This is a genomic window from Mycobacterium sp. E735, from assembly GCF_001666955.1.
Classification (GTDB): domain Bacteria; phylum Actinomycetota; class Actinomycetes; order Mycobacteriales; family Mycobacteriaceae; genus Mycobacterium.
On the sequence record NZ_LZIX01000029.1, the window covers coordinates 22463 to 36378 of the forward strand.

15 protein-coding genes and 1 pseudogene are annotated in these 13916 nt (G+C 67.5%); 8 read left to right on the plus strand and 8 right to left on the minus strand.

The genetic code is table 11. From position 1 onward, the window contains the following. Both A5704_RS02825 and A5704_RS02830 read left to right on the plus strand, forming a co-directional pair. On the plus strand, positions 1–576 hold the full coding sequence (locus A5704_RS02825; protein ID WP_067755328.1) for a TetR/AcrR family transcriptional regulator: 576 nt from the start codon (positions 1–3) through the stop codon (positions 574–576). Further along, on the plus strand, positions 573–1685 hold the full coding sequence (locus A5704_RS02830) for a DUF1214 domain-containing protein (protein ID WP_067755330.1): 1113 nt from the start codon (positions 573–575) through the stop codon (positions 1683–1685). The genes A5704_RS02825 and A5704_RS02830 overlap by 4 nt, the downstream gene beginning before the upstream one ends. Positions 1686–1760: 75 nt before the next feature. On the opposite strand, the gene A5704_RS02835 is transcribed toward A5704_RS02830, so the two are convergent. The 4 genes and pseudogenes from A5704_RS02835 to A5704_RS02850 form a co-directional block, all read right to left on the minus strand. Continuing rightward, positions 1761–2804 carry an LLM class flavin-dependent oxidoreductase gene (locus tag A5704_RS02835; protein ID WP_067755332.1) on the minus strand — a complete coding sequence of 348 codons (1044 nt, stop codon included), beginning with the start codon at positions 2802–2804 and terminating at the stop codon, positions 1761–1763. Then, positions 2804–3327: pseudogene (locus tag A5704_RS02840) on the minus strand (SRPBCC family protein). The gene A5704_RS02835 and the pseudogene A5704_RS02840 overlap by 1 nt, the downstream one beginning before the upstream one ends. Positions 3328–3377: 50 nt before the next feature. Beyond that, a complete protein-coding gene (locus A5704_RS02845) occupies positions 3378–4484 on the minus strand; it encodes an acyl-CoA desaturase (protein WP_067755334.1) in 1107 nt (368 codons plus the stop codon). A gap of 28 nt (positions 4485–4512) precedes the next feature. Next, entirely contained in the window at positions 4513–5601 is a 1089-nt protein-coding gene (locus A5704_RS02850) for a ferredoxin reductase (protein WP_067887284.1), read from the minus strand. Between the two features lie 97 nt (positions 5602–5698). Between A5704_RS02850 and A5704_RS02855 the strand changes: the two genes are divergently transcribed. Further along, positions 5699–6346, plus strand: coding sequence for a TetR family transcriptional regulator (locus A5704_RS02855; RefSeq protein ID WP_197499038.1), 648 nt, complete (start codon positions 5699–5701; stop codon positions 6344–6346). Between the two features lie 49 nt (positions 6347–6395). Here the strand turns inward: A5704_RS02855 and A5704_RS02860 are convergent, their stop codons facing one another. Continuing rightward, on the minus strand, positions 6396–6788 hold the full coding sequence (locus A5704_RS02860) for a hypothetical protein (RefSeq protein ID WP_067755338.1): 393 nt from the start codon (positions 6786–6788) through the stop codon (positions 6396–6398). 37 nt (positions 6789–6825) lie between these two features. Continuing rightward, positions 6826–7431, minus strand: coding sequence for a GNAT family N-acetyltransferase (locus A5704_RS02865; protein ID WP_067755342.1), 606 nt, complete (start codon positions 7429–7431; stop codon positions 6826–6828). A gap of 66 nt (positions 7432–7497) precedes the next feature. On the opposite strand from A5704_RS02865, the gene A5704_RS02870 reads away from it, so the two are divergent. Together A5704_RS02870 and A5704_RS02875 are read left to right on the plus strand one after the other, a co-directional pair. After that, positions 7498–8595 carry a F420-dependent hydroxymycolic acid dehydrogenase gene (locus A5704_RS02870; RefSeq protein ID WP_067755344.1) on the plus strand — a complete coding sequence of 366 codons (1098 nt, stop codon included), beginning with the start codon at positions 7498–7500 and terminating at the stop codon, positions 8593–8595. 164 nt (positions 8596–8759) lie between these two features. Beyond that, positions 8760–9338 (plus strand): hemerythrin domain-containing protein, encoded by a 579-nt coding sequence (locus A5704_RS02875; RefSeq protein ID WP_067887288.1) that lies wholly within the window; start codon positions 8760–8762, stop codon positions 9336–9338. 55 nt (positions 9339–9393) lie between these two features. Here the strand turns inward: A5704_RS02875 and A5704_RS02880 are convergent, their stop codons facing one another. After that, the gene (locus A5704_RS02880) at positions 9394–10290 is read right to left on the minus strand and encodes a manganese catalase family protein (RefSeq protein ID WP_067749830.1); all 897 of its coding nucleotides are present in this window, start codon (positions 10288–10290) and stop codon (positions 9394–9396) included. 156 nt (positions 10291–10446) lie between these two features. Between A5704_RS02880 and A5704_RS02885 the strand changes: the two genes are divergently transcribed. Both A5704_RS02885 and A5704_RS02890 read left to right on the plus strand, forming a co-directional pair. Continuing rightward, a complete protein-coding gene (locus tag A5704_RS02885; protein WP_067749829.1) occupies positions 10447–11145 on the plus strand; it encodes a GAF and ANTAR domain-containing protein in 699 nt (232 codons plus the stop codon). An 81-nt stretch (positions 11146–11226) separates the two neighbouring features. Next, complete coding sequence (locus A5704_RS02890) at positions 11227–12522, plus strand: acyl-CoA dehydrogenase family protein (protein ID WP_067749843.1); 1296 nt, start codon at positions 11227–11229, stop codon at positions 12520–12522. Positions 12523–12708: 186 nt separating this feature from the next. Here the strand turns inward: A5704_RS02890 and A5704_RS02895 are convergent, their stop codons facing one another. Further along, positions 12709–13164: a MaoC family dehydratase gene (locus A5704_RS02895; RefSeq protein ID WP_067749828.1), complete on the minus strand. Its 456-nt coding sequence runs from the start codon at positions 13162–13164 to the stop codon at positions 12709–12711. A gap of 132 nt (positions 13165–13296) precedes the next feature. Between A5704_RS02895 and A5704_RS02900 the strand changes: the two genes are divergently transcribed. Beyond that, a complete protein-coding gene (locus tag A5704_RS02900) occupies positions 13297–13605 on the plus strand; it encodes a hypothetical protein (RefSeq protein ID WP_082950096.1) in 309 nt (102 codons plus the stop codon). Positions 13606–13916: the final 311 nt, after the last annotated feature.

Sequence of the window (13916 nt, forward strand, 5' to 3'; positions counted from 1 at the left end):
ATGGTAGTGGATTTTGGCCGCCCCCGTGACCCACGCATTGACGGCGCAGTGCTGAGCGCGACCGTGGAGCTGCTCGCCGAGACCGGCTACAGCGGGCTGTTGGTCTCCGCGATCGCCGAACGCGCGGGCACCAGCAAGCCCGCTATCTACCGGCGCTGGCCGAGCAAAGCGCACCTGGTCCACGAGGCGGTGTTCCCCATCGGCGCCGCCACCGAGCTGCCCGATACCGGGTCCCTGCCCGACGACCTGCGCGAAATGGTCCGTCGTGCAATGCGTTTCCTGACCACCCCGGCCGCCAGAGCCGCCCTGCCCGGGCTGGTGGGTGAGATGGCCGCGGACCCGACCCTGCATTCGGCGCTGCTGGAGCGATTCGCCGGCGTCATCGGCGGCGGCCTCGCCGAGTTGTTGCGACGGGCGGCGCGCCGCGGCGAGGTCCGGCCCGAAGTGACCGCCACCGAACTCACGGATGCCATCGCCGGCATCACGCTGATGGGCTTGCTCACCCGCGTCACCGAACTCGACGACGGGTGGGTCGATCGCACAACCACGTTGCTCCTGAAGGGAATCCGCGCATGACGCACGAGACGACGACCGCGTGGCAGGAGCTGCTCGCCACCTTGGGCACCCTTGACCGCTCGTTCCTGGAGGGCGACCGCGCGGTGGTCGACGACCGGCACGTCGCCGACGGTTACCGCATGATCGCCAGCACGCTCGGCGTCGCCTTCGACACCTACCTTTTCACCGAACCCGGCCGGCCGCAGTTCGTCGCCGTGAACACCCCGTTTCGTCGCGACCGGCGCTGGGGCGGCGACAACACCGACGCCTACTACTACATCTGCCCGATCGATCCGCGGCGCCGCTACCGCATCAGCGGCAACAAGGGTGACAGCGCCTACTTTTCGGTCACGGCCTACAACGAGCCGTCACCGGGCGCGTGGTCGGACCGGGTGGTGGCAATCGTCCGCGACAGCGATCTCGATGTCCTCAATATGGACGCCGCCGGCAACTTCGCGTTCGATCTCGGCCCCACGCCCGACGCGGCCGTCCTGATGACGCGCGACTATCAGGCCGACCCGCTGACCGGCCGCCCCGTCACCTGGCGGATCGAGGCGCTCGACGAGCCGGACCCGATCCGGCACGGGGATGCCGAGACGGCCGCGCGGCTGAGGGCGATCGCGACCTGGCTGCGCACCATGTTCGCCATCGTGCCGCTGGCCGTCGGGACGCGCGTGCAGGACCAACACGCCCTCGGACATGAGACCGCGCACGCGGCAAATGCATTCGCCGATCCTTACCAGGTCCCCGACGCCAACTTCGGTTGGTCGGCGCGCGACGCCTGCTACTCCTACGGCAGCTTTGTGCTCGATGAGGACGAAGCGCTCGTCATCACGCACCGCCCGCCGTCGTGCAGGTTCTGGAACCTGGTCGTATGGAACCAGTTCATGGCCACGTTCGGCGCGGCCGACGCCCGTTGCTCGATAAACGGCCACGCCGCCGCGCTCAACAGCGACGGCACGGTGACCATCGTCCTGTCCCGCGGGATGACCGCCCACCCGAATTCGCTGACCACGCTGGACTATCCGCGCGGCAACCTCGCCTTCCGGTGGTTCCTGGCCGACGGGGTGCCGGAGCGTCCGGAGGTGCGACTCGTCAAGGCGACCGACGCGCCCACGGCCGTTCGCTGACGCCCCGGCCGCCGAGCGTGTGGCCCGGGTACGAAAACCCGTCGTTGATTTGTCCATATCCGCCACGGTCGGGGTTTAGCCGATCTCGCCGACCAGCTCGATGGCCCGGCCGAGCGTGCCAAGCTTCGCATCCAGCGTGTCGCCGGCCGGATACAGCCGCACGGTGCTCACGCCGGCGTCCCGCCACACGCTGAGCCGGGCGCGAACCATCTCCTCGGTGCCGATCAGCGTGGTGGCCAACACCATCTCGTCGGTGACCAGTGCGGCCGCGCCGTCGCGGTCGCCGCGCTGCCAGCGTTCGCGTACCTCGGCGGCGATCTCGGACCAGCCTTGGCGGCTGTAGGCCTGGTTGTAGTAGTTCGTGCTGGACGAGCCCATGCCGCCCAGGCTGAAGGCGAGCTCCTTTTTGCGGCCCGCGACCATGCCGCGCAACTCCTGCTCGTCGGCAGCGAAGGCGACTTCGGCGCCCTGGCAGATGTCGACGTCGGCGCGGGTGCGGCCGGCGGCGGCCAAGCCCTCGTCGAGGTGTGAGAAGTAGGCCTCGCCGGCACCCACCGGGACGAAGCTGGTGCCCAGCCACCCGTCGGCGGTCCGACCCGTCAACCGCAGCATCGCCGGTGAGAGCGCGGCAAGGTAGATCGGGATCGGGTGCTCGGGCCGGGTCGACAACCGCATCGGCACCCCTTCGCCGCCGGGCAGCGGAATGTGGAATTGCTTGCCGGAGTAGGACACTTTGCCGCCGGCGAAGACCTGCCGCACGATGTCGACCGTTTCGGAGATGCGCGCCAGGGGCCGGCTGAAGGAGACGCCGTGCAGGCCCTCGATCACCTGCGGGCCGGATGCGCCGAGCCCGAGGAGGAATCGTCCGCCCGACAGGTTGGACAGCGTGATGGCGGTCTGCGCGACCATGACCGGCGAGCGGACGCCCACCTGCAGGACACCGGAGCCCAGTAGGACCCGCTCGGTCCGCGCCGCGAGGTAGCCGAGCGCCGAGGGCGCGTCGGAGCCCCAGGCCTCGGCGACCCAGCACACGTCGAGGCCCAGTCGTTCCGCTTCGACGACGAAAGCGGCGGTTTCGCCCGCGGCGCTGGACAACTCGACCGTCGTCGCGGTGCGCATCAGCGCACCCCGTGTTCGGCCAGCCTCTTGATCGCCGCGAGTGTCTTGCCGATCGCGGCCTCGAACTCGCGCATCCGCACGAACACGATTTTCTGCTCCTTGTCGGGCATCGACTCGATGGCCACCGACAACCCCGAACGGCCCGGCCCCATCTGCATCCAGTAGCTCAGCGCGTGCCGCCGTCGCGGGGCGTCAGCCTGAACCGCCACATCGCCGCGGGATTGTCGGGTTCGCCTACGGCCCAGGAGAATTCACGCGGTTCGTCGTATGCGACGATCTGGGAGGTGGTGCTCCATTGCCCGAACGCGTCGTGCTGGTTGTGTCCGACGAAGCGCGCGCCCACGCACGGGGCGTCGGCACCCTCGGCCCACTCGACGGCTTGCAACTCGTTGCTCAGGGTCGGCATCAGCTTGATGTCGGAAACCAGGCTCCACACCCGGGCCGGATCCGCATCGATCCACGTCGATGCCTCCACCGTCGGTTTGTCCGCATAGCGTGCGCCGGTCCACTCCACGCAGCCCATTGTCCCCCGCGCGCAAGGCCCGGTTTGCGCGTGGGGGACGTGGGCGACCGTCAGGCGGCCACGGGCACCGGATCGGCCGAGCGGTCGCCGGTAACCTTCCGCACCATGGAGTCGGGGAACGTCAGCCGAACGATCTTGCGGACGACCGTCCCGAACTGCCTCAGCAGCGGGCCGCGGTTGTAGGGGATGCCGTAGCGCTCACAGATCTCCTGCACCTCCGGCGCGATCTCGGCGTACCGGCGTGCCGGCATGTCCGGGAACAGGTGGTGCTCGATCTGGTGGGAGAGGTTGCCCGATAGCAGGTGAAAGAGCTTGCCGCCGGTCAGGTTTGCCGAACCGAGGACCTGCCGGAAGTACCACATGCCGCGCGACTCGTCCTTGGTCTCCTCGACGGTGAACTCCTGGGTGCCGTCGGGGAAATGGCCGCAGAAGATGATCATGTACGACCACACGTTGCGCATCAGGTTGGCCGACAGGTTGCCCGCGAAGACGAACGGCGCGAAGGGGCCGGCCAGCAGCGGGAAGGCCACGTAGTCCTTCAGCGTCTGCCGGCGAGTCTTCTTCCAGATCTCGCGCAGCACCTCGCGCTTGTCGGCGAATTCGATCTCACCCGCGCGGATGCGCTCGGTTTCCAGCTCGTGCAGCGCGACGCCGTACTGGAACAGCACCATCAGCAGGAAGGCGTAGAGCGGGTTGCCCAGGAAGTAGGGCTCCCAGCGCTGGTCTTCGCTCATCCGCAGGATGCCGTAGCCGATGTCGCGGTCCATCCCCACGATGTTGGTGTGGGTGTGGTGCATGTAGTTGTGCGAATGCCGCCACTGATCGGCCGGGCACGCGGTGTCCCACTCGAAGGACCGGCCGGAGATGGTCGGGTCACGCATCCAGTCGTATTGACCGTGCATGATGTTGTGGCCGATCTCCATGTTGTCCAGGATCTTGGACAAGCCGAGCATCGTGGTTCCCAGCAGCCAGGCGGGCGGCAGGAAGAGCAGCGCGCGCCCGCCGACCTCCAGCGCTCGCTGCGCTTTGATGACGCGGCGAATGTAGTCGGCGTCCTCGGCTCCCAGGCTGGCCATCACGCGCTCCCTGATGGCGTCCAGCTCGCGGCCGAATGCGTCGGCCTGTTCGGGGGTCAGGCTGATCTTGTTCTGTGTCATGGCTTTTCCTCTCGGAAATTTCTGGCGGCTAGAGCGATAGGTCGACATCGCCGACGGGGACGGACACGCAGATCTGCACGTCCTCGTCGGGTCCGGTGGACACGGCGCCGGTGATCAGGTTGCGCACCGTTCCGGCGGTCTTCCGTCGGGTGCAGGTGTGGCAGATGCCCATCCGGCAGCCGTTCTCGGGTGACAGGCCGGCGGATTCCGCCTGTTCCAGCAGCGAGCGTCCGTCGTCGACGACGTCAACCCCGCTGTCGGCGAAGGTGACCTTGCCGCCCGACGGGCTGGCGGGCGCCTCGAACGACGGCGGCACGAAGCTTTCGGTGTAGACGTTGTCGCAGTGGGCCCGTACGGCGTCGACCAAAGGCGTTGGGCCGCAGACGAACACCGCGTCGGGTGAGGCCATGGCGGCGTCCAGATGCGCGGCGCCGAACCGGCCTTCCAGATCGCCACCGCCGGATCGGGTGTAGCCGTGCAGCACGCGGACGCCGGGCAGGGTCGCCAGCTCGTCGCGGTAGCAGGCCTCGGCCGCGGTGCGTGCGTAGTGCACGAACGCGATCTCGCCCGGGTGATTCTCGGCGACCAGCGTGCGCAGCATCGCCATCACCGGAGTGATGCCGCTGCCACCGGAGACGAAGAGGATCCGGTTCGGTCGGTTTGCCGGCAACACGAAGTCGCCACCCACGCCCGTCAAGCCGACCACCATGCCGCGGCGGCCTTGCTCGTACAGGTAGTTGGAGACCAGGCCGCCGTCGTGCCGGCCGATGGTCAGCTCGAGATTGGCGGCTCCTTCGACATTGGCCGGGGAGTAGCAGCGGGTGTGCCGGCGACCGTCGATCTCGACGGCGAGGTTGACGTACTGGCCGGCTTGGACCGTCCAGGCGGAGGTGAAGCTTTCGTTCGGGGCCAGCGTGAGGGTGACGCTGCGCGCGGTGGTGCGGCGCACGTCGATCACCTTGGCGCGGGCCTGGCCCAGCGTCCAGGTCGGGTCCACCAGCTCGGTGTAACGGTCGACACCGTGCGGCCCGGTGAGCAGATCGAGGAGGTCGGAACCCAACACCCGCTTCCGAAGAGTTCGGGCGAGGGCCCGACTCGAAGTAGCTTGAGTGAACATATGTACACCGTGCAGCCGCACCACCCGGTCAGTCAAGGGTTTACTGCAGGTCTGTGGTAGGGTTCACACAGTGAACAGCCGTACTCCTAGCTCACGGGTGCGCGGTTCTGGTCGCGAGCGCGTGCGCGAAAGCCGGTCGCGTGAGGAGCGCAAGGAGGCGACCCGGCGCGCCATCATCGCCGCGGCCCTCAAGCTGCTGCAGGACCGCAGCTTTTCCAGCCTCAGCCTGCGGGAGGTGACCCGCGAGGTCGGGATCGTGCCTGCGGCGTTCTACCGCCACTTCGAGTCGATGGAGGCACTGGGGCTGGTCCTGATCGACGAATCATTCCGCAGCCTGCGCGATACCCTGCGTGAAGCCCGCGCCGGGAAGCTCGACCCGAACCGAGTCATCGAGTCATCGGTGGAGATACTGGTCGCCAGCGTCGCGCAGCGGCGCGAACATTGGCGGTTCATCGCGCGCGAACGCAACAGCGGGCTGAGCGTTTTGCGCTACGCCATCCGGACCGAGATCCGGTTGATCACCTCCGAGCTGGCGACCGACCTGGCCCGCTTTCCGCGGCTGCACGAGTGGACCACCGAGGACCTCAACGTCCTGGCGACCCTGTTCGTCAACGCGATGATCGTCATCGCCGAGGCGATCGAGGACGCGCAGAGCGCCGAGGCGCTCGAAGACATCCGGCGGATCGCCGTCAAGCAACTGCGGATGATCGCGATCGGCATCGCCGGCTGGAAGAGCACCCCTTAGCGGGCGCCCAGCCGCCGCATGCGCAGTGAACAGTCGGACACTGGCCGCATCACTCCGTCGTCTGGGTGATGTCCGGCGCCGCGTTCTCGTCGACGACCTCATACAGCGACTCACCGTCCTCGGGCGCTCCGTCGATCTGGCCCCGATGAGCGCGTCCGGGCGGACCGTCGGTCGGCACGCCCGCGCCCGGCATGTCGGGCGAGACGTCGGGTTCCTCCTCGGCGAGCCGGGCGTCCAGGGATTCCCCCTCGCGCTCTTCCCGCGCCGTCATGCCGAAGCGGTTGGCCTCGCTCCAGTCCTCGGGAGGGTCGACCACGATGTCACCGTCGTCGTTGTGGAGTTCGTCGGAGTCGGTGCCTTCGCTCGCGTTCAGGGTGTCGCCGGGCCCGCCCTCCTCGGGGAAGTCCGCGGGGTCGCCCTCGGCTTGCGGGTTTTCGCTCATGCGGGATCGGTTGCCCGCCGGGTAGGGGGGCTAAACGCTACCGCGGCGTGCGCCACATCGCCCACATGGTGGGACCACCGTCGGGCAACACCAACTCGCGGGTCACCGTGAAACCGAAACGTTCGTAGTACGGCACGTTTTCGGGCTTGCTCGATTCGAGATACGCCGGACAGTATTCGGCGTCGCAGCGGTCGAGCCGGGACCGCATCAGGGCCTGGCCGAAGCCTTGGCCGCGGACGGACGGGTCGCTCCCGATGGCGGCCAGATACCAGTGCGGCTCTTCGGGATGCGTGCGCTTCATCAATTCCTGCACGCCGCGGGCCCTCGTCGCGCGCATGCCGAACACGCGCAGGAAAGTCGGGGTCATCGCCAGTTCGCCCAGGCGCGTCTCCCGCCAACGGTTGGGCGGATCCCAGAGTGCCGCCGCGCCGATGCCCGGGCCGTCGCAGGCCACCTCGACGCCGCCACAGCCCAGATGATGGTGTCGCGTCATCGTGCCGAAGACCCGGTGCAAGTTCGCGGTGCGCGCCCTGTCGTCGGGCAGCAGCCAGGTCATCACCGGGTCGTCGTAAAAGGCACGCGCCAGGGTGCGCGACAGTTCGCGGACATCGGCCTTCCGCGCCGGGCGCGCCTGGGGGGTCACCCGAGTCAGGTTAGCGGTTACCCGCATCCGGGGTGTCATCGCAGAACCGGTGGGTACGTTGTTTCGATGACCGGCGTTTCGCGTCGCGCATTCGGGCGGGCGGCCGCCGGTGCGGGCATGCTCGGCGCCGCCGGGCTCGGTGCCGGCTGCGGGCGGCCGGGCACCGACCACGCCGCGCCCGGTTCCCCACCACCGCCCGCGGCCAGGCCGGTGGGTCTGGTGCTCTCGCACGAGCAGTTCCGCACCGAACAACTCGTGGCGCAGGCCCAGGCGGCCGAACAGGCCGGTTTTGCCCACGTCTGGGCCAGCGACCACATCCAGCCATGGCAGGACAACGAGGGCCATTCGATGTTCCCGTGGTTGACCCTGGCGCTGGTCGGCAACGCCACCAACCGCGTCTCGTTCGGTACCGGCGTGACCTGCCCCACCTACCGCTACCACCCGGCCGTGGTGGCCCAGGCCTTTGCCTCGCTGGCCATCCTGAATCCCGGACGGGTGTTCCTGGGAGTCGGGACCGGGGAACGGCTGAACGAACAGGCGAGCACCAACGCCTTCGGCAACTACACCGAGCGCCACGACCGGCTGGTCGAAGCGATCAGCCTGATCCGACAGTTGTGGAGCGGATCACGAATCTCGTTCGCCGGTCGGTACTTTCAGACCAACGCGTTGAAGCTTTACGACACGCCCGCCAGCCCCACGCCGATCTTCGTGGCGGCCAGCGGGCCCAAGAGTGCGACGATGGCCGGCCAATACGGCGACGGCTGGATCGGTCAGGCACGCGACGTCACGAATCCGGCGCTGCTGGCGGCGTTCGGCGCCGGCGCGCGCGCCGCAGGCCGCGACCCGGGCGGCATGGGCAAGCGGGCCGAGCTGTTCGCCGTCGTCGGCGACGCCGCAGAGGCCGCCGCCGCGGCAAATCTGTGGCGCTTCACCGCCGGCGCCGTCGACCAGCCGAATCCGGTCGAAATCCAGCGCGCCGCGCAGGCCAACCCCATCGACAAGGTGCTGGCGAACTGGACGGTCGGAACCGACGCGACACCCCACGTCAAGGCGGTGCAGGCGATCCTGGACGCGGGCGCCGTCCCGTTTTTGCACTTCCCGCAGGGCAATCCGCTGACGGCCATCGAGTTCTACCGCACCAACGTCTTGCCGAAGTTGCGCTAGTCCGACGTGGGACGGGCCTCGGGCTGAATGTAGACGGCGCGCACCGCGCGCAGCTCTCTCCCCCACCATCACTCGAAATTCGCCGCGGGCCAGCGCGTTTCAATGCCGTCGCCCCGGGTATCCGCAGGCCACTTCGAGTCATCAGCCCAACTGGAAGGCAAGGCATGGACGCAATCACTTTTCTTCGCCAGGACCACAAAAGCGTGCTCGGATTGTTCGAGACGCTCGACGGGGCGCCGTCGGGTTCGGGCGCCGAAGCGAGCGGCCTGGAGACCTTCGTGAACAATCTCATCATCGCGGAGTCCCAGCACGAAGCCATTGAGGAACAATTGTTTTGGCCGGCGGTGCGCGATGCGATCGGCGACGGAATCGTCGACAAGGCGATCGAGCAGGAGCAGGCCGGCAAGCAACTCTTGCAGCGGCTCGAGGACGGCAAGCCCGGCGAACCCGACTATCACGAAGCGCTGCAGGAGTTCGTCAAGGCCGGCCGCGAACACATCGCCTACGAGCAGGACGTGGTGTGGCCGCAGGTCGAGTTGGCGATCAGCCGCGAAGATCTGGAGAAGATCGGCGAAAAGCTGGAGCAGGCAAAGAAAATGGCCCCCACCCGCCCCCACCCGGGCACCCCGCCGAACCCGGCGGTGCTGAAGACCATGGGAATGGGGGCGGCGGTCGTCGACCACGTTCGCGACGCGCTCACCGGCCGCGCCGAGGACAACCCGCCGGACCCTCAGGTCAAATAACGAAACACGCGAAGGCCGGGCGCTGGGTCGTCGGCGCCCGGCCTTCCTATGCCAATCAGCTTGTGGGGGCGTGCTGTTCGTGCGTGAAAGGCTTTTCGGCCTTGATCGCGGGTGAGCCCTGGGGGTTCTGCTGCGCACCCTGGTTCTGTCGCGTGCTGCCGCCCAGCCACTGCTGTTCGGGCTTTTCGACGTACTCCCACTCCACGCCCTTCGGCCACGGCCCCTGGCCCTGATTCCACGGGCCACGGATCGATTCGCCGTTGCCGTCGGACATGTTGAACGCGACGTTCTGGAAGCGCGGATCGCCCGGCAGCTGACCCGGCGGGAAGTTCACCGGAAGCTCGTTCAGCGCCGCGGTGAATTGCTGGTAGTGCGCGACCTCGCGCGTCATCAGGAAGTTGAGGGTGTCCTGCACACCGGGGTCGTCGGTGTACTGCTTGAGGTACTCGTACACGATCTTGGCGCGCGACTCGGCTGCGATGTTGTTGCGCAGGTCGACGGTCGGGTCGCCGTTGGCGTCGATGAAGGCGCCGGTCCAATTGTTTCCCCCGGAGTCCTTGACGTCCGGCCCACCACCGCTGAGCACCAGGAACAGGGGGTTGACCGATACCGAGTGGATGATGCTGTCGCGTCCGTCGCCGCTGGCCACCGCCGGCATCCAGTCACATTTCTCGTGGGCGATCTTCAGGTTGTCGTTGAGGCCGTCGAGCAGCATCGTGATCATCGAGCCGACCATCTCGAGGTGACTGAGCTCCTCGGTGGCGATGTCCATGAAGAGGTCGTACATCTTCGGGTTCTTCTGCCGAAGCACGAAGGCCTGGGTGAAGTACTGCAATGCGGCGGTGAGTTCCCCATTGGCGCCGCCGAATTGGTCCATCAGCAACGTCGCGAACCGGGGGTCGGGCCGGTCGACGCGGACCTCGAATTGAAGATCTTTGTTATGAACGAACACTGGGTCTCCCTTGGCTTGTCGAGAAGGTCATGGTGTCGCCGGGTACCCGCGGCCTCCGCGACCAAACGACCGTGACAGCAACTCCTGAACCGCCTGCGGGCGCTGCGAACGGGTGCCCGTGTGACGAACGGGGGTCCATCATGGACAATCCCGCTTATGGACCTATCGGACCCGAGTTCCCGGCATGAGCTGGCGAGGCGGATGGCTGAGCTCTCCCGCGACATCGCCGCGCCGCGCTCGCTCGAGCAGGTGCTCACCGACGTGACCGCCGCCGCGGTGGAGCTCATTCCCGCGGCGGACGTCGCCGGGGTGCTGCTGATCAAAGCCGGCGGAGACTTCGAATCGGTGGCCGACACCGACAGCCTGGCCGCGAAGCTCGACAAGCTACAACAGGAGTTCCACGAGGGCCCCTGCCACGACGCCGCTTTGAAGCAAACGATCGTGCGGACCGACGACCTGCGCGAGGAGCCGCGCTGGCCCCGATACGCACCGGCCGCCGTGGAACGCGGTGTGCTGAGCAGCCTGTCTTTCAAGCTGTACACCGCGGAACGCACCGCCGGCGCGCTGAACCTGTTCAGCTTCAAGGCCAACGCGTGGGACCCCGAAGCCGAAACCATCGGCACCGTATTCGCCGCGCACGCCGCCTCGGCGATCATCGCCGGGCGGCACGGACAGCAGATGCAATCGGCCCTGTCGACGCGGGACCGGATCGGCCAGGCCAAGGGCATCATCATGGAGCGCTACGGCGTCGACGAACTTCGCGCGTTCGACCTGCTGCGCCGCCTGTCCCAGGAGAGTCAGGTCAAGCTCGTCGACATCGCGCAGCGCGTCATCGACACCCGCCGCGAGGACTGATCTTCCAAAGCCGCCATTTACGATGAGGTGGCTTCATCGACGAGTCCGGCGCGACGCCGCGCCGGGGAACGGGTGGTCACCGTGTGGGATTTCGAAACGGACCCGGATTATCAGGCCAAGCTCGACTGGGTCGAGAAGTTCATGGCCGACGAGCTCGAACCGCTCGACTTGGTCGCCCTCGACCCCTATGACAAGAACAACGCCGAGATGATGGCCATCCTGCGGCCGCTGCAGCAGCAGGTGAAGGACCAGGGGCTCTGGGCCGCACACCTGCGGCCGGAGCTGGGCGGTCAGGGCTTCGGTCAGGTGAAGCTCGCCCTGCTCAACGAGATCCTGGGCCGCTCCCGCTGGGCGCCGTCGGTGTTCGGCTGCCAGGCGCCGGACTCCGGCAACGCGGAGATCCTGGCCATGTTCGGCACCGAGGAACAGAAGGCCCGCTACCTGCAACCGCTGCTCGACGGCGAGATCACCTCGTGCTATTCGATGACCGAGCCGCAGGGTGGTTCGGATCCGGGACAGTTCGTCACCGCCGCGACCCGCGACGGCGACTATTGGGTGCTCAACGGCGAGAAGTGGTTCTCCACCAACGCCAAGCACGCGTCGTTCTTCATCGTCATGGCCGTCACCAACGCCGAAGCGCGCACCTACGACAAGATGTCGCTGTTCATCGTTCCGGCCGAGACACCGGGCATCGAGATCGTGCGCAACGTCGGCGTCGGCGCCGAGTCCTCGGCGCGCGCCAGCCACGGCTACGTCCGCTACACCGATGTCCGCGTCCCTGCCGATCACGTGCTGGGCGGCGAGGGCCAGGCGTTCATGATCGCGCAAACGCGGCTCGGCGGCGGGCGCATCCACCACGCGATGCGCACAATCGCGTTGGCGCGCAGTGCGTTTGACATGATGTGCGAGCGGGCGGTATCGCGCAAGACGCGGCACGGGCGGCTGTCCGACTTTCAGATGACCCAGGAGAAGATCGCCGACAGCTGGATCCAGATCGAACAGTTCCGGCTGCTCGTGCTGCGCACCGCGTGGCTGATCGACAAGCACCACGACTATCAGAAGGTGCGCAGGGACATCGCCGCGGTGAAGGTCGCCATGCCCCAGGTGCTGCATGACGTCGTACAGCGGGCCATGCACCTGCACGGTGCGCTCGGGGTGTCCGACGAGATGCCGTTCGTCAAGATGTTGGTCGCCGCCGAGTCGCTGGGCATCGCCGACGGCGCCACCGAACTACACAAGATGACGGTGGCGCGCCGGACTTTGCGCGAATATCAGCCCGTGCCAACGCCATTCCCCTCGGCCCACATCCCCACGCGCCGCGCCGAGGCCCAGGCCCGGCTGGCCGAGCGGCTCGAGCATTCGATCGCCGAGTTCTGACCCGGCTCCCCACGACACATAAACCTTGGCGGCGACACGCGGTCAAACGTCGCCGTGGTTTATGCCTCGCGGCATGGCGTCACGGGGCACGACCGCGTCGCTCCCCACGACACATAAACCTTGGCGGCGACACGCCGTCAAACGTCGCCGTGGTTTATGCCTCGCGGCATGGCGTCACGGGGGCCGTCAGGTGATGTAGCGGACGATGCTTTCGGCAACGCACGCCGGCTTGGGTGCGCCCTCGATCTCGACGGTCGTCGACATGGTCGCCTGCACGGCGCCGTTTCCGACGTCGTCGACGCTGACCAGCGATGTCTGCGCGCGCACCCGGGAACCGACCGGCACGGGGGCGGGAAAACGAACCTTGTTGAGGCCGTAATTGATTGCGAGCTTGATGCCGTTGACGGTGTAGATCTGGTGCTGGAGGCGGGGTAACAGCGCCAGCGTCATGAAACCGTGGGCGATCGTCCCCCCGAAGGGCCCGGCGGCCGCGCGCTCCGGATCCACGTGGATCCACTGGTGATCGCCGGTCGCGTCGGCGAACAGGTTGACGTCCTCCTGGGTGATGGTCACCCAATCGCTGTGCCCGATCGTTTCACCGGTCGCGGCCGAGAGATCGGCCACTGATTCGAAGGTGCGCATTGAGTCCTCCTTGACTTCGGGTGGTAACAATAGCGCCGCCGCCACCCGACATCACGGGCCGGCACACGTTTCGGTGCGGCCGACGGGGGAAGCCCTGCGCGAGTACGCAGAACCGCACGAAGGGAGGACGGCATGCCAGAACGCACCGGCCCCAAGCCTGGATCGGTAGCGCATGGGCTCGACAAATACGGTCCGGCGCCCCGGCGACCGTCGGAGCGTATCCGCGATGCCGAGAGCATGCGCCTTGATGTTCCGCTACTCGGGCGGGTGCGGATCCCCCGCCCCGACCGCCTCGCGTTCTACGGTGGGCTGGCCGCACTGGCGGCGATCCAAATCCTCGATTGGCCTATGGTGCTGTTGCTGGGAGCCGGACAGGCGCTGGCCGAAAGTCAACACAGCCGCGTGGTGCGCGGGTTCGGCGACGCATTGAGCGAGGCGTGACCCGTTCCCGATCGGTCGGATGCCGGGTACCGCAACTGCACGGGCACAGGCGATTTGGATTCGTTGCGGCGAACCGTCCGACTCGGCTTTGTGGCCCTTGTTCTCAGCCATTCGTTTCCTTCCGGTGGGGCGGCTAACCCCTGACGGGTTCCCGCCTCATGCGCCGCCAAACGTAGAAGAGGCCCAGCCGCGACGTTCACCATCTCCGCCGCACATCGCGCCAGTGCAGGAATGGAGTCGGACGGTTCGCCGCAACGAATCCAAATCGCCTGTGCCCGTGCAGTTGCGGTACCCGGCATCCGACCGATCGC